The sequence below is a fragment of the Paenibacillus phytohabitans genome, assembly GCF_013141775.1.
Classification (GTDB): Bacteria; Bacillota; Bacilli; order Paenibacillales; family Paenibacillaceae; genus Paenibacillus_AQ; species Paenibacillus_AQ phytohabitans.
In genome coordinates this window covers 18997-38852 of the sequence record NZ_WHOB01000037.1, presented here as the reverse complement: position 1 = coordinate 38852, position 19856 = coordinate 18997, and the positions used below count along the sequence as shown (strand labels likewise).

Annotated in this window: 20 protein-coding genes, 1 pseudogene and 1 riboswitch; of the genes and pseudogenes, 13 read left to right on the top strand and 8 right to left on the bottom strand. The window is 49.8% G+C overall.

Going from position 1 to position 19856, the window contains the following annotated elements; all coding sequences use genetic code 11:
- The first annotated feature begins 20 nt into the window (after nucleotides 1-20).
- Nucleotides 21-911 (top strand): NUDIX domain-containing protein, encoded by an 891-nt coding sequence (locus tag GC101_RS13585; RefSeq protein ID WP_171717693.1) that lies wholly within the window; start codon nucleotides 21-23, stop codon nucleotides 909-911.
- A 64-nt stretch (nucleotides 912-975) separates the two neighbouring features.
- Here the strand turns inward: GC101_RS13585 and GC101_RS13580 are convergent.
- Nucleotides 976-1431: pseudogene (locus tag GC101_RS13580) on the bottom strand (MFS transporter); the annotation flags it as partial.
- A gap of 122 nt (nucleotides 1432-1553) precedes the next feature.
- Between GC101_RS13580 and GC101_RS36125 the strand changes: the two are divergent.
- The 4 genes from GC101_RS36125 (at nucleotide 1554) to tnpB (ending at nucleotide 3734) form a co-directional block, all read left to right on the top strand.
- Nucleotides 1554-1694 carry a hypothetical protein gene (locus tag GC101_RS36125; RefSeq protein ID WP_246354326.1) on the top strand — a complete coding sequence of 47 codons (141 nt, stop codon included), beginning with the start codon at nucleotides 1554-1556 and terminating at the stop codon, nucleotides 1692-1694.
- Nucleotides 1691-2017, top strand: a complete 327-nt coding sequence (locus tag GC101_RS13575) for a hypothetical protein (protein WP_246354325.1) — start codon at nucleotides 1691-1693, stop codon at nucleotides 2015-2017. Before GC101_RS36125 ends, GC101_RS13575 begins: the two co-directional genes overlap by 4 nt.
- 158 nt (nucleotides 2018-2175) lie before the next feature.
- Complete coding sequence (tnpA, locus tag GC101_RS13570) at nucleotides 2176-2577, top strand: IS200/IS605 family transposase (RefSeq protein ID WP_042232763.1); 402 nt, start codon at nucleotides 2176-2178, stop codon at nucleotides 2575-2577.
- Between the two features lie 5 nt (nucleotides 2578-2582).
- Nucleotides 2583-3734, top strand: a complete 1152-nt coding sequence (tnpB, locus tag GC101_RS13565; RefSeq protein WP_171717775.1) for an IS200/IS605 family element RNA-guided endonuclease TnpB — start codon at nucleotides 2583-2585, stop codon at nucleotides 3732-3734.
- 272 nt (nucleotides 3735-4006) lie between these two features.
- On the opposite strand, the gene GC101_RS13560 is transcribed toward tnpB, so the two are convergent.
- Both GC101_RS13560 and GC101_RS13555 read right to left on the bottom strand, forming a co-directional pair.
- Nucleotides 4007-4264: a GlsB/YeaQ/YmgE family stress response membrane protein gene (locus GC101_RS13560; protein ID WP_039296107.1), complete on the bottom strand. Its 258-nt coding sequence runs from the start codon at nucleotides 4262-4264 to the stop codon at nucleotides 4007-4009.
- A gap of 88 nt (nucleotides 4265-4352) precedes the next feature.
- On the bottom strand, nucleotides 4353-5438 hold the full coding sequence (locus tag GC101_RS13555; RefSeq protein WP_171717692.1) for a substrate-binding domain-containing protein: 1086 nt from the start codon (nucleotides 5436-5438) through the stop codon (nucleotides 4353-4355).
- A gap of 281 nt (nucleotides 5439-5719) precedes the next feature.
- Between GC101_RS13555 and GC101_RS13550 the strand changes: the two genes are divergently transcribed.
- From GC101_RS13550 to GC101_RS13530, 5 genes are all read left to right on the top strand, one after another.
- Complete coding sequence (locus GC101_RS13550) at nucleotides 5720-7333, top strand: xylulokinase (protein WP_171717691.1); 1614 nt, start codon at nucleotides 5720-5722, stop codon at nucleotides 7331-7333.
- A 3-nt stretch (nucleotides 7334-7336) separates the two neighbouring features.
- On the top strand, nucleotides 7337-8032 hold the full coding sequence (locus tag GC101_RS13545) for an L-ribulose-5-phosphate 4-epimerase (RefSeq protein ID WP_042140499.1): 696 nt from the start codon (nucleotides 7337-7339) through the stop codon (nucleotides 8030-8032).
- Between the two features lie 40 nt (nucleotides 8033-8072).
- The gene (gene araA / locus GC101_RS13540; protein WP_039296120.1) at nucleotides 8073-9497 is read left to right on the top strand and encodes an L-arabinose isomerase; all 1425 of its coding nucleotides are present in this window, start codon (nucleotides 8073-8075) and stop codon (nucleotides 9495-9497) included.
- A 465-nt stretch (nucleotides 9498-9962) separates the two neighbouring features.
- Nucleotides 9963-10042, top strand: a riboswitch (glycine riboswitch).
- A gap of 150 nt (nucleotides 10043-10192) precedes the next feature.
- Nucleotides 10193-11569: an amino acid permease gene (locus tag GC101_RS13535; protein WP_171717690.1), complete on the top strand. Its 1377-nt coding sequence runs from the start codon at nucleotides 10193-10195 to the stop codon at nucleotides 11567-11569.
- Nucleotides 11570-11632: 63 nt separating this feature from the next.
- Nucleotides 11633-12229 carry a Crp/Fnr family transcriptional regulator gene (locus GC101_RS13530; protein WP_171717689.1) on the top strand — a complete coding sequence of 199 codons (597 nt, stop codon included), beginning with the start codon at nucleotides 11633-11635 and terminating at the stop codon, nucleotides 12227-12229.
- Here GC101_RS13530 and GC101_RS13525 read toward each other — a convergent pair.
- On the bottom strand, nucleotides 12186-12893 hold the full coding sequence (locus GC101_RS13525; protein ID WP_171717688.1) for a DUF4386 domain-containing protein: 708 nt from the start codon (nucleotides 12891-12893) through the stop codon (nucleotides 12186-12188). The genes GC101_RS13530 and GC101_RS13525 overlap by 44 nt on opposite strands.
- Nucleotides 12894-13110: 217 nt before the next feature.
- Between GC101_RS13525 and GC101_RS13520 the strand changes: the two genes are divergently transcribed.
- Nucleotides 13111-13932: a methyl-accepting chemotaxis protein gene (locus GC101_RS13520; RefSeq protein WP_042140495.1), complete on the top strand. Its 822-nt coding sequence runs from the start codon at nucleotides 13111-13113 to the stop codon at nucleotides 13930-13932.
- Between the two features lie 23 nt (nucleotides 13933-13955).
- Here GC101_RS13520 and GC101_RS13515 read toward each other — a convergent pair whose 3' ends face one another.
- Nucleotides 13956-14324, bottom strand: a complete 369-nt coding sequence (locus GC101_RS13515) for a DUF1304 domain-containing protein (protein WP_171717687.1) — start codon at nucleotides 14322-14324, stop codon at nucleotides 13956-13958.
- Nucleotides 14325-14470: 146 nt separating this feature from the next.
- Here GC101_RS13515 and GC101_RS13510 point away from each other — a divergent pair, with 146 nt between their 5' ends.
- Nucleotides 14471-14974: a GNAT family N-acetyltransferase gene (locus tag GC101_RS13510; RefSeq protein WP_171717686.1), complete on the top strand. Its 504-nt coding sequence runs from the start codon at nucleotides 14471-14473 to the stop codon at nucleotides 14972-14974.
- A gap of 117 nt (nucleotides 14975-15091) precedes the next feature.
- Here the strand turns inward: GC101_RS13510 and GC101_RS13505 are convergent, their stop codons facing one another.
- From GC101_RS13505 to GC101_RS13495, 3 genes are all read right to left on the bottom strand, one after another.
- On the bottom strand, nucleotides 15092-16498 hold the full coding sequence (locus GC101_RS13505) for an S-layer homology domain-containing protein (RefSeq protein ID WP_171717685.1): 1407 nt from the start codon (nucleotides 16496-16498) through the stop codon (nucleotides 15092-15094).
- A 166-nt stretch (nucleotides 16499-16664) separates the two neighbouring features.
- Nucleotides 16665-17015: a protein kinase family protein gene (locus GC101_RS13500; RefSeq protein WP_171717684.1), complete on the bottom strand. Its 351-nt coding sequence runs from the start codon at nucleotides 17013-17015 to the stop codon at nucleotides 16665-16667.
- A gap of 47 nt (nucleotides 17016-17062) precedes the next feature.
- Nucleotides 17063-18727: a histidine kinase N-terminal 7TM domain-containing diguanylate cyclase gene (locus tag GC101_RS13495; RefSeq protein ID WP_171717683.1), complete on the bottom strand. Its 1665-nt coding sequence runs from the start codon at nucleotides 18725-18727 to the stop codon at nucleotides 17063-17065.
- 149 nt (nucleotides 18728-18876) lie between these two features.
- On the opposite strand from GC101_RS13495, the gene hprK reads away from it, so the two are divergent.
- Nucleotides 18877-19794, top strand: a complete 918-nt coding sequence (hprK, locus tag GC101_RS13490; RefSeq protein WP_039296145.1) for an HPr(Ser) kinase/phosphatase — start codon at nucleotides 18877-18879, stop codon at nucleotides 19792-19794.
- Nucleotides 19795-19856 lie beyond the last annotated feature (62 nt).

The window sequence follows — 19856 nt, the reverse complement described above, 5'->3', positions numbered from 1 at the left end:
AATCTGGGAGGCGGAGACGCTTGGAATTATTAGATCGTAACGGATTTACAGAACGTGAATTTCTGGAGCAATACCGGGCAGGGGATTATGAGCGGCCTTCGGTGGCGGCGGATATGGTGGTTTTCACTGTAACGGACAGGGAGTCAGATGACTATGGCAAGCTTGCGGAAAAAGAGCTGCGCATTCTGCTCATCCGCCGGGGAGGACATCCCAGCCTGGGATGTTGGGCGCTGCCGGGCGGCTTCATCCAGCCGGATGAGACCGGGGAGCAGGCGGCTGCGCGTGAACTGTATGAGGAGACCGGCGTTGCTGATGTATACCTGGAGCAGCTCTATACCGTTACCGATCCCGGCCGCGACCCCCGTACCTGGGTGATGAGCAGCAGCTATATGGCCCTGATTGACAGCAGCCGGTTCCAGATCAAGGCTGGGGACGATGCCGATGATGCGGCCTGGTTCACGGTAAGTTACCGGCTTCTAGGGGAGCACAAAGAGCTGCTGGAAGAAGGATACGTCAGAACCTTTACTTATGAGCTTAAGCTTGGTGCCGGAGAAGGAGAGCTGACGGCGGTTATAGACCGGACGGTGACAGCCAAGCCGGCCTCCAGATCAGTCACTTACTCTATCCGGTCCAATGACGGGCTCGCTTTTGATCACGGGAAAATCATTGCCCGCGCCATCGAACGGCTGCGCCAAGAAACGGAGCAGACCGGCATCGCGCTGCACTTAATGCCTAAGCTGTTTACCTTATCGGAGCTGCAGCAGGTGTATGAGGTAATTCTGGACAAAGAACTGCCGGAGGCTGCCTTCCGGGACAAGGTGGCGGGTCTGGTGGCTGAGACTGATCACTACACGGAGAATACGCTGCAGCATGCTTCCCGCTTGTACCGCAGGAATTGGGAAGAGGACTGATAGAGAAGCACTTCTTCAACGTACTGAAGAGGTGCTTCTCTATTCGTTGTGATCACAAGCCCGGTTACAGCAGAGGATCTTCCTTGCTGACTACATTCGCTTTTTTATCCGGCAGCAGCTTGCTCTTCACTGGCATGAATAAGGTGATTACAAACGCGGCGGCAGCTAGAATCATCATGAAGTAATAGGCGTCACTTGCCCCCAGCATCGAGGCCAGGGATTTAAGGTGCTCGGCTGTAGTAGAAGGATTGCTGCGCATGACTGTTGCTGCATGACTTGTTGCCTGCACGGTATAGATCGTAATGACAACAGCCGTACCAATGGCCCCGGCGATCTGGCGCACGGTATTATTCACGGCGGTGCCATGCGTACCCAGCTGCCTCGGCAGTGCGTTGAGTCCGGCCGTATTGAGCGGCATGGTAATGAAGCTTAGGCCAATCCGCAGGCCAATGGTACGAATCATCAGATACGTATAAGTTGTAGATTCCGACAAATCGGTTACCGCCCATATTGCCGGAATAAATGAATCATATCAGGATTTAGGCGTTAATCCTATTTGCAGTTTCCGCGGAAATGTCGACTAATCGACAGTCTGGGCGAATGCGTTGATGAAGTGCCAAATAAACAAGTTAGAGGGATGAAATGCCAGAACACAAAAGGGTTGATCCAAGAACCATCCGTTCGAAAAAGATGCTGAAGGATGCTGTTTTTTCTTTGTTGGCCGATAATGTGGAGATATCTCAATTGACTGTCAAAAGAATCGCCAGCCGCGCGCCGATTTGAACCGGGCAACGTTTTATTTGCATTATGAGGATATTAATGATCTGCTGCGCCAGCTGGTTCATGAGATATTTGATGAGCTGTCCAAGAAGGTGGAGCCGTTATTACAGGTGAAAGGCAGCAACGAACAGCAGCAGCTGATTATCTTTTTGAATTATTTCTATGAGTACCGGAAGGTTCTTGCTGTATTGGTGGAGCATAAGGGCTTCGCCAAGCACTTGAGCAGCCTGCTCAAGAATACGATTGAGAAACGGCGGAACGCCAGAAATATAAGCACCACCAGGGAAGTGGCTTCGGTTGATATATTAGTTTTCGCAAACTCGTAACTTTAGTCGTAAGTTAGGAAACTTCGGATAAGGCATGTCTATGATATATTAATTTTCCGACATGTGTTCGATTGAAAAATAACTTATATGCCTTATTATCAATGAAAAAACCGATTTTTTTAATGACATATGTTATGATGAATAAGAGGTGACTACATATGTCTGAGATTAAGTATGGACGAGGTTATGTATTCTCCATCCAGTATCATATTGTTTGGTGCGTAAAATATCGTCATAAGGTATTGCTCAATGATGTAGAGATAAGACTTAAAGAAATCCTTAGCCAAATCGCATTAGACAACCACTTTGAGATTGCGGAGATGGAAAGTGACAGCGACCACATTCACTTGCTGGTAGAATGTTCACCGCAACACGCCATTCCTTCCATGATTAAGGCTTTAAAGGGAGTGTCAGCAAGATTGTTGTTCAAAGAGTTTCCTCCACTTAAACAGAAATTGTGGGGCGGTCATCTATGGAATCCCTCTTACTTTGTAGCTACGGTTAGTGAGAACACAGAGAAGCAGATACGGGAATATATTCAAAATCAGAAAGTGAAGTGAGAACCCTGCTAACACATAAAGCGTACAAATTCCGTATATACCCAACCGTAGAACAGCAGATACAGATTGCAAAAACGATGGGATGTAGTCGCTTTGTGTTCAATCACTTTCTGAACCAGTGGAATGAAGCATACAGGGAAACAGGCAGGGGATTAACGTACGCTTCCTGCTGCTCTGAACTCACGAATCTGAAAAAAGAAATCGATTGGCTGAGAGAGCCGGATAAGTTTTCACTGCAAAATGCGTTGAGAAACCTAGATGATTCGTTTAAACGTTTCTTCAAGAAGCAGAATGACGCTCCAAGATTTAAAAGTAAAAAGAATCCTACCCAGTCCTATCAAACGAATTTCACGAATGGAAACATTGCTCTTGTAGGCAATAAGATAAAGTTGCCGAAACTTGGGCTCGTTCGCTTTGCGAAAAGTCGTGAGGTAGAAGGGCGTATTTTAAATGTGACCCTTAGACGTAATCCTTCGGGTAAGTACTTTGTCTCTGTTCTTGTAGAAACGAATGTAGAGCCCCTTCAACAAAAGAATAAAGAAGTCGGAATAGATGTAGGGGTGAAGGATTTTGCGATTTTGTCGGATGGCACCGTATTTGGCAACCCTAAATTCTTTCGTACGCTGGAAGCAAAGCTAGCCGATGCACAACGTATACTTTCTAGAAGACAGGAGTTGGCGCTTACGCAAAAGCGTCCTCTTGCCGAATCCAAGAACTATCAGAAACAAAAAAAGAAAGTTGCACGTATACATGAACACATAACCAATGCTAGAAGCGACTACTTGCATAAAATCTCAACCGAGATCATCAAAAGCCACGATGTAATCGGAATTGAAGATTTATCCATAAGCAATATGCTTAAGAATGGTAACCTTGCCAAAGCGATTAGCGAAGTGTCATGGTCGCAATTCAGAAGGATGCTTGAATACAAAGGAAAATGGTACGGCAAACAGGTTGTAGTCGTAGCCAAGAACTTCGCAAGTAGTCAACGATGTTCAAGTTGCGGATATAAAAATAAAGACGTTAAGAATCTTGCCTTACGTGAATGGGATTGTCCAGAATGCGGAAGCCATCACGATCGAGATATTAACGCAAGTTTAAATCTTAAAAATGAAGCGATAAGACTTCTAACCGTGGGAATTACGGGGATAGCCTAATCAATTAGAAGCCATTAGGTTTCCGTACTTAGGAATCTCGTCACTTTAGTGATGAGTGGTTCAAATTATTACAGCTTCTTTGCTGGGGATTATCATGTGGTGGATTAAGGAGGGTACAGAGTATAGCGCGGAATACATAGCGGGGCAGATTACTCTGGTGTATAAGAGAAGGTACATTTGACGGGCGGCTAAGAAGGGGAATCAAACCAAACAACCCCAATTCTCTTAAGAGAATCAGGGTTGATTGACCCACAGCTAGAGCCGGCGGGATTCTAACGTTTCCGGAATGCGCCCCCGCGGGCCAGTGCAAAGAATATCAGTAAGGCGATAATTGAACCAACAATGGCTGGGATAATATGGAATCCTCCAACAACGGGACCTCTCGGCCCCAGCAGCTCGGTACCCAGCCAGGAGCCGACAAAGCCGGCAATGATATTTCCCAGCACGCCTCCTGGAACGTCGCGTCCAATCAGATTGCCGCTTAGCCAGCCGATAATTCCGCCGATAATCAACACCCAGAGCAGATACATTGATTTGTCCCCTTTCCAGTGGTTTATTCAAGGTATGTTAGGAAAGGGAATAGGTGAACTGCTTTGTGAATTTTTCTTGAAAATTCTGCTAATCCAGCGCCCTTACCGTCTCCCCCTCAATCAGCACAGGCTGATAATAGGTGCTGTTCCGCAAATCCTTCTTCCCCTGCAGCTTTTTAATAACCCATTCAGCAGCATCACGGCCCATCTGCTCCTGCGGATGGGTTAAGGTCGTGAGCTTGATGCCCGCATTCTTGGCGATATAAGAATTATCCTGGCCAATAATTGATAAATCCTCCGGAATCGAAATCTCCAGCTGTCTGCACACATTTACGACTTCCAGGCCAACCTCATCGTTATAGCAGACAATAGCCGTTAATACCTCTCTGTTATCGGTCAGGAATTGCTTCAGATTCTCGGACAGAGCCTGCTTGGACTCCGTATCGAAAGACAGCACCTGCTCGGGGTGAAAGCGTAATTTGGCTTCTCCAAGCGCTTTGATATAACCCTTCATGCGGTATTTGCCCTGCAGGTCATCCATTTTGGCGATAATACCGATCTGGGTGTGGCCCTTCGAGATTAGCTCTTTGGTCGCCAGATAACTGGACTGCACATCATCAAGACAGAAGAAAGGCACCTCCAGTTCTTCATAATAAGCATTAATCATGATAAACGGGACATCCTGTTCTTTGAACGACAGATAGTATGCAATGTTAGGGTTGTACAGATTGCTCTTCGTAGGCTCAATAATCAGACCATCGACGCCAAAGGACAGCATCATTTCCAGCGCCTTCTTCTCCTGGGCGACATCATTATTGGTGCTGGCGAGCAGCAACGAATAATTATCCTCGTTAAGTCTGCTCTCGATCCCGCGGATGATGGAAGGAAAGATGTAATCTGAGAGGTAGGTCGTGATGACACCGATGGTTTTATTATTGGGATTGCCCCCCGATTTGGACCGGAACTGGTTGCTTACATAGGTGCCTGATCCCTTCTCGCTTCTTAGAAAGCCCTCATTGGATAACTCCAGGATAGCCTTCCGGACGGTTTGCCGGCTCACACCATAGGTGTCCTGCAAGGCTAATTCTGTAGGAATCTGCTCGCCCACACTATAGGTTCCTGACAGTATATTGCTTTTTATATCATCAAAAATAATCTGGTATTTGGTTTTCACCCGGCTCACTTCTTTCATGGTTGTTCATATACGAATCGGTATATCCGCAATAGTTGTACGTACACATTATAGTATGAATATATCGTTATTATAATCCAATGTCTACTATGTATAAGCGTTTCTAGGGAAATGTGGATTTCTCTCTGTAAAATTTGTATGTATATCTTGTGTGTTGTGTTGACAAATGTACGAACAAAAAATATACTAAGTCTGTTAATAAAGGAAGCGCCTTCTTTCCATTTCTATTATAACAGTTTGGTTCAGAGAGGAGTAACGTGGGCATGGATCAGAACATCGGGCAAGCGATACTTAAGGGAGAAACTTCACTGGGTATCGAATTTGGATCCACACGTATCAAGGCAGTACTGATTGATCAGCGGTTTGAGACCATCGCATCCGGAAGCTTCGAGTGGGAGAATCTGCTTGAGGGCGGGTACTGGACGTATCATTTAACAGACATTATCAAGGGCCTGCAGGAGGCTTACCGTGAACTGAAGCAGGAAGTCCAGCAGAAATACGGTATTACGCTTACGACCGTTGGTTCTATCGGGTTCTCGGCAATGATGCACGGATATATGGCTTTTGACAGCGCAGGCGGGCTGCTGGTTCCGTTCCGGACCTGGCGTAATGCAACAACCAGTGCTGCGGCCAAAGAATTAACGGAGGTCTTCCAGTTCAACATCCCTGAACGCTGGAGCATAGCGCACCTGTATCAGGCGATACTGAACGGGGAAGAGCATGTGCCTCAGGCGGAGTTCGTAACAACGCTGGGCGGGTATATTCACTGGCTGCTGACCGGCAGCAAGGCGATCGGGATCGGCGATGCTTCGGGGGTTTTCCCGATAGATGAGGCCACGCAGGATTACAATGCAGCGATGGTTGCTCAGTTCGATGAACTCATTGCAGACAAGGGCTATCCTTGGAAGCTGAAAGATATTCTTCCTAAAGTGTATACGGCGGGCGAGCAGGCTGGGCTGTTAACGGATGCGGGTGCGTTAATTCTGGATGCGTCCGGGGAGCTGCAGCCGGGTATTCCGCTGTGTCCTCCGGAAGGCGACGCCGGAACAGGTATGGTTGCTACGAACAGTGTCCGCAAACGGACCGGTAACATCTCCGTAGGCACTTCCGTGTTTGCAATGATCGTGCTGGAGAAGGATCTTACAGCCGTATATCCGGAGATTGATATGGTAACAACTCCAGACGGCAGTCCGGTCGGCATGGTTCATGCCAACAACTGTTCCAGTGATCTCAACGCCTGGATCGGCCTGTTCCGTGAATTCTCGGAGGCGATGGGCTTTAAGGCAGACCCAGGGCAATTGTTCAGTGTCCTGTTCAATAAAGCACTGGAGGCGGATGCTGACGGCGGCGGTCTGCTGAGCTACGGGTATTTCTCCGGGGAGAATATTACCGGGATTGAGAAAGGCCGGCCGCTGTTTGTACGCTCACCTGAGAGCCGGTTCAATCTGGCCAACTTCATGCGGACGCATTTATTCTCCGCTTTTGGCGCGCTGAAGATCGGAATGGATATTCTGACCAAGCAGGAACAAGTATCCATCGACAGTATTCTGGCTCACGGCGGGTTATTCAAAACTCCTGTGGTCGGCCAGAAAATCGTTGCCGCTGCAATGAACGTCCCTGTCTCTGTCATGGCAACAGCCGGAGAAGGCGGCGCATGGGGGATGGCGATTCTGGCCTCCTACATGCAGAACAAAGCACAGCAGGAGCGTCTGGATGACTTCCTTGACCACAAGGTATTTAAGGATGTGGAAGGACAAGTCATCCATCCGGATGCGGCTGATGTGAAGGGCTTCGAGCTGTTCATGGAACGTTACACTGCAGGGATCGCGATCGAGCAGGCTGCTGTAGATCATCTGGTAGAAAACGGGAGGGGTTAACCTATGTTGGAGCAACTGAAAGAAGAGGTATTCGAGGCCAATCTGGACCTGCCTAAGCATGGACTTGTCAAATACACCTGGGGCAATGTGAGCGCAGTTGACCGTGAGAAAGGCGTATTCGTCATCAAACCAAGCGGCGTCAGCTATGACAAAATGAAGCCTAGCGATATGGTCGTAGTCGATTTCGACGGTAACGTGGTTGAAGGGGAGATGAGACCATCCTCGGATACACCGACCCATGCCGTACTCTACAAGCATTATGCAGAAATCGGCGGCATCGTGCACACGCATTCGACCTGGGCGACCATCTGGGCGCAGGCCGGGCTGGATGTTGCTGTAATGGGCACGACACATGCCGACACCTTCTATGGGGCGGTACCCTGCGCGCGCTTCCTGACGCAGGAGGAGGTTGACCGCGGCTATGAAGCGGAGACCGGACGCGTGATCATTGAGACTTTTGAACAGCGTGGCCTTGATATTATGGCAGTTCCCGGCGTCTTGCTGAAAGGCCATGGCCCGTTCACCTGGGGGAAGAATGCCCATGATGCAGTGATGAACAGCGTGGTGCTGGAGGAAGTGTCCAAGCTGAACCATTTTGCCCGCGAGCTGAACCATTTCGCTGAAGAATTGCCGCAGCGGATTCTGGATAAACACTATCTGCGCAAGCATGGTAAAGGCGCTTATTACGGTCAGAAATAATCTGATTTATATATTATCCAAGAGAAGAGGATGAAATAATATGTCAACAGTAAGCGCTAAGCAATTCTGGTTTGTTGTAGGATCACAGCATCTGTACGGAGAAGAAGCCCTCGGTGAAGTCAAAGCTCATGCACAGGAGATGACGGATGCCCTCAATAACAGCGGTGTGCTGCCTTATCCGCTGGTGCTGCAGGATCTGGCGGTCAGTGCAGACAAAATCACTTCGATCATGAAAGAAGTCAACTACCGTGACGAGGTTGCCGGTGTCATCACCTGGATGCATACCTTCTCCCCGGCCAAAATGTGGATCCGCGGCACGAAGCTGCTGCAGAAGCCGCTTCTGCACCTGGCTACGCAATACAATGAGAGCATTCCTTGGGCAACACTGGATATGGACTTCATGAACCTGAACCAGGCTGCCCATGGCGACCGTGAATACGGGTTCATCAATGCCCGCCTGAAGAAACAGAACAAAGTGGTAGTAGGGTACTGGGAACGCGCCGAAGTCCAGAAGCAAATTGCCGAATGGATGGACGTTGCCGTTGCGTATAACGAAAGCTTCAATATCAAAGTGGCCCGCTTCGGCGACAACATGCGCAACGTGGGCGTTACCGAAGGCGACAAGGTAGAAGCCCAGATTCAGTTCGGCTGGACCGTGGATTACTTCGGGATCGGCGACCTGGTTGCGTATGTAAACGAAGTGAAGGAAGAAGAAATTGATGCGCTGTTCGCTGAATATGCAGAGCAATATGATTTCGATTACGGTTCATACAGCAAAGAAGCATGGGAAGCCAGCGTGAAGGTACAGGCCAGCTATGAAATTGCCCTCAAACGCTTCCTGGATGCCGGCAACTACAATGCGTTCACTTCGAACTTCGAAGACCTGCACGGCATGAAGCAGCTTCCGGGTCTTGCCGTTCAGCGTCTGATGGCACAAGGCTACGGCTTCGCCGGCGAAGGGGACTGGAAGACAGCGGCCCTGGACCGCCTGATGAAGGTGATGAGCCACAACCTGAACACCGGATTCATGGAAGATTACACCTATGAAATGGCTGCCGGACAGGAAGCGATTCTGCAGTCCCACATGCTTGAGGTTGACCCGAGCCTGGCCAGCAACAAGCCGAAGGTGCTTGTGTCTCCGCTGGGTATCGGCGACCGCGAAGATCCGGCCCGTCTCGTATTCGACGGCAAGGCCGGCGAAGGCGTTGTGGTATCGATGGCTGACTTCGGCACGCATTACAAGCTGCTGATCAATGAAGTTACTGCCTTCGAGCCGACGGTTCCGGCTCCGAATCTTCCGGTGGCCCGCGTGCTCTGGCAGGTGAAGCCTAACTTCCAGGATGGAATAAAAGCCTGGATCGAGAACGGCGGCGGTCACCATACCGTGGTGTCGCTCAACTTGACTACAGATCAGATCGTTACCTACGCCAAGCTGGTTGGCCTGGATTATGTAATCATTAAATAAATAGCGGAATAATGTTGGATCAAATGAGCGGATGGGCTGTTGCCTGTCTGCTTTTTTTTAATGCAGAGCCAAGGTATTACCGGCAAACTCATCCTCCGTGCCCGTGACTTTCTAAAATCCTGTACAAAATACAACATTCGCTTCATTAAATTGGACTAAATCAAAAATTGTTGTACAAAAGGCAGCATTTCTCCTCCTTCATACGGTTTAGCGTGGAAATTCTTGTATTTCATACAACAATCTATCTAAACAACCGGGTATCTGCGCATCCAAGTTGCAAAACGTACAACATTTATGCCGCTGCAGTGCAGGAGCGCACCCTAGAGATCTAGCCATAGGTAGGAGACTTTTATCACTGTTCAATACTCACATGCCGAGTAATATGTTAGAATATCAGAATGCATTAACGCTTCACCAATTTAATACATCACACGGGCTATGATTGCTATGGATCACACTATAGCAGGAGCAGCTTCTGGAGAGACTGCGGGAGACCGCAGCGCCGAAGGGTTCACAATCTCAGGCAAAAGGACAGAAGAGTACGGAATTTGTATTTGTTATGCTGATTAATTACGGTCAGCGGCGCAGGTAGCTTATTTTGATATTCTTATGAACCGGGAGATTGGATGACATCCAATCTCTTTTTTATGTTATTTGGCAGCATAGCGTTGTACACATTAAGGGGGAAAAAGGCAATGGCACAGACAGAATTAAAGAGAGATTTGGCGAACCGGCATGTGCAGCTGATCGCTATCGGCGGCACGATTGGTACAGGGTTATTCCTGGGATCAGGCAGAGCGATTCAGAAGGCCGGGCCGTCCATTATGATCACGTATTTACTCGTGGGGATTGCCGTGTTTTTTGTGATGAGGGCGCTGGGTGAGCTGCTGCTCTCCAAAGCGGGATATCAATCTTTTACGGACATTGCGGAAGACTATCTCGGGCCGCGGGCTGCGTTCATTACAGGCTGGACCTACTGGTTCTGCTGGATTATGACGGCGATGGCGGATGTGATTGCAGTGGGCGTCTATGTGCAGTACTGGTTCGATATCCCGCAGTGGGTACCGGCCGTCATCTGCCTGATTATTCTGTTAGGACTCAATCTGCTGACGGTCAAAAGCTTCGGCGAACTCGAATTCTGGTTTGCTCTCATCAAAGTCGTCACGATTCTTGCCTTAATCGGCCTGGGGATCATTCTGCTGGTCATCGGGTTCAAGACGGATGCGGGATCGGTGACGGTCCGCAATCTCTGGGAGCACGGGGGCGTGTTCCCGAACGGTGTCAAGGGCTTCTTATTTTCCTTCCAGATGGTTGTGTTCGCTTATGTCGGTGTGGAGCTTGTGGGTGTATCAGCCGCAGAAACAGCAGATCCGGAGAAAAATATCCCCTCGGCGATTAACAAGATTCCTCTGCGCATTCTCTTCTTCTATGTGGGCGCGCTCTTTGTCCTGCTGTGCATTAACCCGTGGACCCAGCTCAGTGCGGCTGAAAGTCCTTTTGTGCGGACCTTCAGTCTGGTCGGGATTCCGGTTGCTGCGGGTATTATCAATTTCGTCGTCTTAACCTCAGCGGCTTCCGCCTGCAACAGCGGGATGTTCTCGACCAGCCGGATTCTGTATAATCTGAGCAGAAGGAATCAGGCATCCCCGCAGCTCGGCAAGCTGAACCGAAATCATGTGCCTGCTAACTCTTTATTTATTTCTACAATAGTTATATCGGCCGGGGCGCTGCTCAGCAAGCTTATTCCGGGCCAGGCCTTCGGCATTGTCACCACGATCAGCGCCATTTGCTTCATCTGGGTGTGGGGGGTTGTGCTCGTATGTCATATCAAGTATAAGAAGAACCGCCCGGACTTACATGCCTCGTCCAAATTCAAAGCACCGTTCACACCGGTTATCAATTATGCGGTATTAACGTTGTTTGCCGCTATTCTGATCATTATGCTGTTCGCAGATGATACCCGTCCGGCGCTGCTGTTTACGCCCCTATGGTTCATTCTGTTGTTCGTCCTGTACTCCATGCGGAGCAAGAAGGAGAAAAGTGATGCCGATGTTAGTATAATCAATACATGAGTGCAAGAATGTTCAAACGCTACTGATATGTTGTCAGCAGCGTTATAAGGAGGAATCCGAAACATGAAGCATAGATTACTCCAATATATGACCCGGCTGACCTCCCTCAGTGAAGAGCAGCAGCAGGCTATTCTGGATGAGATTCTTGTTGTGGAATACAGCAAGGGAGCGACTCTGCTTAGGCAGGGGGAGGTTCCCGGTCATTGCTATTTCGTGTTAAAAGGATGTGTACGGCAGCATAGTGTTGACGTCACAGGCCGCGACATCACCTCGAATTTCTACACAGAGGAGCAGGCGATCGCTATCTTCATTGCGCATAAAGAGGAGGTTTCGTCGGAATACAGCCTGACTTGTCTGGAGGACTGCGTACTGGTTGTCGGTGCGCTGAATACCGAGAGGGAAATGTATGCCAGACACACGCAGCTGGAGCTGATGACACGCCGGATGATCGAGGAGAACTTCGGTCAGGTACAGGCGGAATTCGCCGCCTTCATTGCGGCATCCCCCGAAGACCGCCTCAAGGCACTGCTGCATCGGAGGCCCGGCCTGATCAGCCGCGTCCCCCAGCATCAGCTGGCCAGCTATCTCGGGATGACACCGGAGTCGCTCAGCCGGATTAAGAAGCGGCTTGAGCGCGAACACGCGCAGCCGGGACTTTGAACAGCAGCCAGATGCCAAGCCCCAGCTCCCCTGCGGTCATGGGCAGCATGAACACCCATTTGATGATTTGGAGGAATTCTCCATACCCTGGCACAAGTGTGCCGCACAGATGAACCACAATATAGCCGAAGCCTGCCAGCAGCAGCAGCACACTGACGGGCTTCGGAATATTCTCCGACCATAACGCCAGCACACCTATAATCAGCAGATGCCCCCCGAACAGAATCAAACCAGCCGACCATACCGCTTCAAAAGCATGAAGATTAAGCATGACCTCCGCCTGCAGCTCCCCTCGTGTGAAGCCGGAAAGTGCAACCTCCCTGTTACCGGTAAGAAGGGATACCACGATCAGACTGGAGACAGCAACCCCCAACACTGCCGTATAAGCCAGGCGCAGCCATGCTCCCAGCAGGGACAGGCCCGGATGCACAGGCTTCAGCACCAGATATAGGGCCCAGGCAGCTGCCACATCACAGGCCATAATCAGTACCCAGCCCAGAATCCCGGCCCTGAACAGCGACGGAGAGGCCTGAAGATTGGCGAAGGTCCCAGCGGCATCTCCATCCACTACCAGATTCCCTTGGACATATCCGTACGAGAGCGCGGCGGCAACCGCCATTACAATGAGCGATATTCCCCCGGTTCGAGCCACTGCAGCAGACATTAGCATAACCCCCTGATTGATTATTGATTGTGGTTATATTGTACTAAGGCGCCTGCAGGGCTTCATTGACTTAAGTTAAGAGGGCATGATTAAATTTTAAATATTAAGTTTTTGAATAAAGGATAGTCATTGGAAAATGTCGAACCTTAATCTAGATATTTCTGTACTGTGTTCTGTACTGTGTAATGAGCAATTCAATAAAGGAGAACCCACATCCATGAAGAACATTATCCGCTCCCTTGAAGATATAGTGAACCTGGCACCGGTCCTGAAAGCTGCTTTTCCCTATGATGTATCTATTGCTGTCTGTGATGTGGAGAAGTTCATCGCATATTTCCCTGGTACGTCCATTGATCTGGGAATTCGGGCAGGGCAGATAATTCTTGCGGACGAACCTCTGTATCATGCGCTGAGAAATGATGAATTCTCGAAAGCCAATGTCCCTAAGGACTACTATGGGTATGAATTCGTCGGTACGGTTCTTCCGGTACACGGGGAGGATGGAAGCGTCTGCGGGGCAGTCTGTATCCAGGTCCGCAGACAGACCGAGCTGCGCGAAATCGCTGATCAGATCTCGGTCTCCCTAAATCAGGCTAACGCCCGGATTGGGCATGTGGCAGAGGGCTCGGGGCTGCTTGCCGATTTCTCGCAGAAGCTGCTGCTCCAGTCAGAAACGACCGCCGAAAGTGTCAAAAAAAGCGATGAAGTGCTGGCTGTCCTCAGAAAGGTCGCCGACCAGACGAATCTGCTCGGGATTAATGCAGCCATTGAGGCTGCCCACGCAGGAGAGAAGGGGCGGGGATTCGATGTTGTAGCGAAAGAAATCCGCAAATTCTCGAAGGAAACCGAGCAGTCCGCGCAGCGGATCCGGGATACCCTGGGGGAGATCCAAGCCGCGATGAAGCAGATCAGCCAATCCATCCATCAGATTGCGTCAGTCGGGCAGGAGCAGGCTGCTTCAACGAATGAAATCTCCAGCTTCATTGAGGAGATCCGGACGATGTCCGAGCAGCTGAACCAGTTCGCGCAGAAGCTGTGAGGGAAGAGCGGCCATTCTCATAATTACAGATTCGCCAGAATAACGGCAAGCAGAGCAATGAAGGCCGGGAGGCCCTGAACCAATAGAATGGATTTCTTGGCCGTGATGCCGCCATAGACGGCTGCAACCGCAACACAGATCAGGAAGAACAATTGAAGCTGAACACTGAAGGTATCATTCGGATGCAGCAGGCTCCACACTAGACCGGCCGCCAGAAAGCCGTTATACAATCCCTGATTGGCCGCCAGCGATTTCGTTTCCCGGGCGAACTGCGGAGTGGTGCCGAACGATTTTTGCGCCCGCGGGGTAGTCCACAGGAACATTTCCAGCACTAGAATATACACATGCTCCAGTGCAACCAAGGCCACGAGTATTAAACTCACGATCATCATAGTAAATCCCTCTTTTCATAATTATGTAAGATTGATTAACAGGGAAATTAAATTGCTTAAAATATAATTTTACACTGTCTAAATATAGCCAAATTCTGCAATTTTGTCAATTTGGAATCCCTAAATTCCTTGAGGAGGCAAAACCGTTGTACCTAAGAATGCTGACATCTGAGGATGCGGAGGTTTACCGCGGGCTTCGGCTACAGTCGCTGCGGCTGCATCCGGAAGCCTATCTCAGCTCCTATGAATCGGAAAAGAAGCTGTCTATAGTCACCACCCGCATCAGGCTGGAGCCCTCGGAGAATAATTTCACGCTGGGAGCTTTTGATGGTGAAGAGAAGCTGGTGGGCATCGTTACTTTTTTCCGGGAGAGCCGGCCCAAAATTGATCATAAAGCTAATATATATTCAGTATATGTGGATTCGGATGTCCGTAAACAAGGAGTGGGCCGCCGCTTGATGGTGGAGCTGATTGCCCGTGCGAGGCTGTTGCCGGGGCTCGAAATTCTGAATTTAACGGTAACCTCGAATAATGTAGCTGCCAAAAGACTATACGAATCTCTTGGATTCATCTGCTATGGCACAGAGCCGAAGGCGATGAAGCTTGGGGATGAATATCTGGATGAGGATCTGATGATTCTGCTGCTGTAGCTTTATCGTGTTGACAACTTCCCGGCGGCGATCATAGAACATGCCAAAAAGCACAAGCCGTTGACTTGTGCTTTTTGAGCTGATTATAGCTTGCGGAAAATTGGGATGTTCCGGGTATTATTGATTCGCAGCAGCCCGCTTCAGGATCTCCTGAACCTGGCTAACCATAGCGGCCGCGTCTGTACGGGTGATTCCAGCCTGCGGATTGAACTTGCCGTCAGCATCCAGCTTCACGATCTTCAAGGCGATGCCCGTCTGAATGGCTCCCGAGTTCAGGATATTGATCTTGTCGTTATCCTTGATCTCTACCGGAATCAGATTAAGCAGCGGCAGCTGGCCGCTGGTCTGGAGGGTATGCACCAGCAGGTAGGTGAACGACTCGCGGGTCATGCTGGCTGCCGGATCAATCTTGATCTGCAGATTAGCCTTCGGTCCTGCGGCTTCCTTGATCAACTGTACGGCTTGCTCAGCCGTGAGAACTTCGCTCTCTGCTGCGGGTGCTTGATGAGCCTTCAAGTATTCCACCGCTTTGTTCACGATATCCGTACCGGCGGTGCGTGTAATATCACCCTTCGGATTGAAATTGCCGGACTCATCCAGTGTAACGAAGCCAAGCGCCAGTGCGGTTTGAATAGCGCCTGAATTGGAGATATCCATCTGACTCTCATCTGCAACTTCAACCGGAATAAGCTTGAACATCGGCAGCTGGCCGCTGGTCTGGAGGGTATGCACCAGCAGGTAGGTGAATGATTCGCGGGACATGCTGGCAGCCGGGTCGATCTTGATCTGCAGGTCTGCTTCCGGACCTACAGCCTCCTTAATCAATTGAACGGCCTCTTCGGCAGTAAGCGTCTCACTCAGCGCAGCCGGTGCCGGATGTGCCTTCAGATACGCCAGCGCATTGCTGATCGCTACAGCTGCTTCAGCCCGGGTGATTTCCTGCTTAGGATTAAGCTTGCCACTTTCATCCAGCTTCAGGACACCGTAGTTCAGGGCGCGCTGGATCGAACCGGAATACTCTGCCTTAACTTGATCCTGGTCCTTATAATCAATAACAACAGGCTTGATCATCGGCAGCTGGCCGCTGGCTTCGATCGCATCAATGAGCTGATGCGTGAATTCTTCACGCGTTAATTTCTGGTTTGGCTTCAGGTCGGCTGGCAGATCCAGCCCGTGGACACCGGCAATAATGAGCGCTTCAGCGTACCAAGCGGAATCATTGGCATTCTTGAAATAGTCGGTAGCATGCGGCTCCTTCACAAACCGGATCAGATCAAGGTTCAGGTCTAGTGCATTTACGATCATCTGTACTCCTTCAGCCTCCGAGATACTGATATTCGGACCGAACAGGTCTTGGCTGATCCCTTTGATCAGGCCGCTATTCTGCAGAGCGATGATCTTGTCTTTGTCCTGCACATTGTTAATATCCTTGAAGGTTGCCGCGGAAGCGAACTGTTGTCCCGCGAAGCTGAGCGCCAGTGCAGCAGCTGCAGATATAGTAATGATCTTGAATGTATTCTTCATTGTCAGTCACCTCATAGAGTAGTTTGTGGTTTATTTGTGATCTTAGACGTGCCGTCCTGCAAAAAGGTTACAGCAGGTTTGAATTATACGGAATTCCGGTTTATTAGGGTAGTGAGTGTTATCAGACATATAGGCAACATCCATGGCCGGATAATCACCTGAAGCGTCATCGAAGTCCAATAAGGACGTATTGCCCGCGGCTGTCCCTGAGCATGTTGCCTGTATGCAGATCTCCGTGACAAAAGTGTCTAGGCAGCTCTGACATACGGCTCCAAAGTTCATTGCCATAGTGTTCGAGCGCAGCAACGGCAGGATAAGAATGAGCCTCTAAATAATCAAGCATGCGAACGGACTGCAGGGCATCGGCTGTCTTGAAGCTGCGGTATATTTTGAGTACATAACGGTTACCCCCGCCCTCTGCGAAATACACCCCGCCGATCAGCTCCCGGCGAAACCGGATATATAGAGAAAGCTTAGCTATAATTAAAGTTACAGTAGGGAACAGCCCCGCGGACAAAAGTTAAGCCACCCGGCTTCCTGAGCCGGGTGGCTTATGTGCATTCGCTATCTTTTCACGGAAACAATCTGATTGCGGCCCTGATGCTTGGCTGCGTACAAGGCTTTGTCTGCCGATCTGAACAAATCGTTCAAGTAAGTTGTTGTGCTCATGGGCGGTGTGACCTTGAATTCCCCGATACTGAGCATGCCTATGCTGATGGTGATGGATATAGGCTCGTCTATATGATCAATTCTGATCTGGTTGGACTCAATGCTTGATTTAAGCTGCTCTGCCAACACATACGCCTCATCCTCTTCCGTATCGGGCAGGTAGATAAGGAACTCCTCGCCGCCATAACGGGACAGAATATCGGAGTGGCGCAGATTACGCTGCAGGACCTCTACCGTACTGCAAATGACCACATCTCCGGCCAGGTGGCCGTAGCGGTCATTGACCATTTTGAAATAATCGATGTCGATCAGTATAATGGTCGAAGGGACCCTGGGATCCCGGTCCTTCATTAATTCATTCTCCAGCTGCTGCATGAGATAATGGCGGTTATAGCAGCCGGTCAGGCTGTCGGTGATGGCCATCTTCCGGAGCTTGGCGTTCGTCTGGAACAGCTCTTCCTGGACTTTGATTAAGGCGGAATTGCGCTCCTGCAGAATGGTGTTCTGCTGGTTCGTCTCATCAATGAGGCGCCGAAGCTCGGTTATATTCTGGAAGGTGACAATCCGGCCCACCCTCACACCGCTCACCATAATCGGTGCGGCATGAATGCTGATGTACATTTGGAGTGCGGGATACATTAGTTCTGTCTCGGCTACCTCAAGCGGATGGTCACGGTAGGTTTGCAGGAACTGTTCAGTCTTCACGATATTGCCGCTGGGCAGGTGGCGGGCCATATCGAACCTCTGCCCGGGATTCAGCCGGATCTGGGGAAGCAGAGCCTGGTTGATCTCGACCACCTGTTCTTGATCGTCGAGGACAAGAATTCCGTATTCCATCGTATTGATAATATCCTGGTGGGCGATAGTTACAATATCAAACACTTTGTCCTGGTGAATGGTAATCACGAAGAAGGTAGCTGACACGACAATGCCTAGCGAAGTAAAGCCCGGAATGACCGGCAGATAATCGTCCAGCACTACGTTCAGGAACACATCGATCATCAGGAAGACACAGACGGCAAGAATCCCTTTTAGCATATACATGATCTGATTCTTGATTCGCGGCGCCTGATCGGAGACCAGAGCTACATAAATGATATACAGCGATACGATGGCGTGTAGAATAACAATAGACATGTTGATCCAGAAAATAGGTCCGTAGATCCGCTCAACATATCCGCCGTTTACCGGAAGAACAAACCAGCCGTTCGGATTCAGCACCACACCCAGCGACGACAGGAATGCCGGAACGAGCAGGGCGATTAATATTTTGCGGTTAAGAAATTGCGATTGGCCAGAGAGCAGAATGGTGAAGAAGATCCAGCCCGTAGTCAGCAGGGAGGCATCGATAAAGGCAAGCTTCACATAGAATAGCTGATAGATTGGATCATCAACGGTCCGGATGGCAAACTGGCAGTAAGGCCAGATCATCATGGAGAAATGAAAACCCAGGTAGACTTTGTGCAAATTGGTTATCGTACCTACAGAAGCAAATATGTATATAAACAAAAGGAACAAGACAAAGCACATCATCAGATCAATCCAAGACTCCAAGGCCAATATACTACACCTTCTTGATATATTTAGTGTTTTATTGATTTTTCTGGGTCAAAGGTCTTATATATTGATTTTAATATATAATTAGCGTGTGCAGATTACAAGATTTTTAAGTGATTCTATCGGAAGAATATGGTTGGGAGGAGAACAATATGAAATCTATCACCGTTCAGAATCTTACGGACAAGTTTCATTTGGAAGTGCTGGCAGGGGCGGAGCGCATGGACCGCGTCATTACCCGTCCACGGACGCACAGACCCGGGCTTGAGTTCGTCGGTTATTTCGATTTCTTTCCGATGGCGCGGGTGCAGGTACTCGGCCGCAAGGAGATCAACTATTTATTGACGCTGAGTGTAGAGGAACGCATGCTGCACATCGGCAATATCGTTAAATATCATCCGCCTTGTTTCATTGTAACGAGCGGCCAGCAAGAGATCCCTTATCTCACCTTATACTGTAATCAGGAGGGCATTCCGCTGCTGCGGACACCAGAGGTGACCACGGAGTTTATTGCCAAGCTGGACAGCTATCTGGTAAAAACACTGGCGCCGGAGCTGTCGATTCACGGGGTATGTGTCAATGTGTCGGGCATCGGGATTCTGCTTCGGGGCAAGTCCGGGATTGGCAAAAGCGAAACGGCGCATACGCTCATCCGGCGGGGCCACCGGTTCGTGGCCGATGATATTGTAGTGCTCAAGAAGCTGGGGCCGGCGACGCTGCTCGGGACGCATAATGAGACGACCCGCGAATTCCTGGCCCTGCGCAGCATCGGCCTGATCAATGTCGTACGCCAGTACGGGCGCAGGGCCTTCCAAGATGAGACTCGGATTGTATTAGACATCGAGCTGGCACCGTGGCAGGAGAATTCACTCAACAATGACCTGGAACTGGTTCCCCAGTTCACCGAATATCTCGGCGTTCAAATCCCGCATATTGAGGTTCAGCTTCAGCCGGGGCGCGATGTGGCCGGCCTGATCGAAGCTGCTGCGAATAATTGGTATCTCAAGCAGCTTGGATACAGCGCGGTAGAAGACTTCATGAAGCGGATTGAAGACGGGATGCAGTCTTAATGCGGGATAATCCCATACACTCCAGGGCAACTTAGATAAAAGACAGCAGAGGAGTGTATCCG

What these genes read in the sequence shown, in the direction of transcription:
- GC101_RS36125 (WP_246354326.1), top strand. Translation starts at nt 1,554, where the DNA reads ATGCCAGAACACAAAAGGGTTGATCCAAGAACCATCCGTTCGAAAAAG.
- tnpA (WP_042232763.1), top strand. Translation starts at nt 2,176, where the DNA reads ATGTCTGAGATTAAGTATGGACGAGGTTATGTATTCTCCATCCAGTAT.
- GC101_RS13560 (WP_039296107.1), bottom strand. Translation starts at nt 4,264, where the DNA reads ATGTATCTGCTCTGGGTGTTGATTATCGGCGGAATTATCGGCTGGCTA.
- GC101_RS13550 (WP_171717691.1), top strand. Translation starts at nt 5,720, where the DNA reads ATGGATCAGAACATCGGGCAAGCGATACTTAAGGGAGAAACTTCACTG.
- GC101_RS13545 (WP_042140499.1), top strand. Translation starts at nt 7,337, where the DNA reads ATGTTGGAGCAACTGAAAGAAGAGGTATTCGAGGCCAATCTGGACCTG.
- araA (WP_039296120.1), top strand. Translation starts at nt 8,073, where the DNA reads ATGTCAACAGTAAGCGCTAAGCAATTCTGGTTTGTTGTAGGATCACAG.
- GC101_RS13535 (WP_171717690.1), top strand. Translation starts at nt 10,193, where the DNA reads ATGGCACAGACAGAATTAAAGAGAGATTTGGCGAACCGGCATGTGCAG.
- GC101_RS13530 (WP_171717689.1), top strand. Translation starts at nt 11,633, where the DNA reads ATGAAGCATAGATTACTCCAATATATGACCCGGCTGACCTCCCTCAGT.
- GC101_RS13525 (WP_171717688.1), bottom strand. Translation starts at nt 12,893, where the DNA reads ATGTCTGCTGCAGTGGCTCGAACCGGGGGAATATCGCTCATTGTAATG.
- GC101_RS13520 (WP_042140495.1), top strand. Translation starts at nt 13,111, where the DNA reads ATGAAGAACATTATCCGCTCCCTTGAAGATATAGTGAACCTGGCACCG.
- GC101_RS13515 (WP_171717687.1), bottom strand. Translation starts at nt 14,324, where the DNA reads ATGATGATCGTGAGTTTAATACTCGTGGCCTTGGTTGCACTGGAGCAT.
- GC101_RS13505 (WP_171717685.1), bottom strand. Translation starts at nt 16,498, where the DNA reads ATGAAGAATACATTCAAGATCATTACTATATCTGCAGCTGCTGCACTG.
- hprK (WP_039296145.1), top strand. Translation starts at nt 18,877, where the DNA reads ATGAAATCTATCACCGTTCAGAATCTTACGGACAAGTTTCATTTGGAA.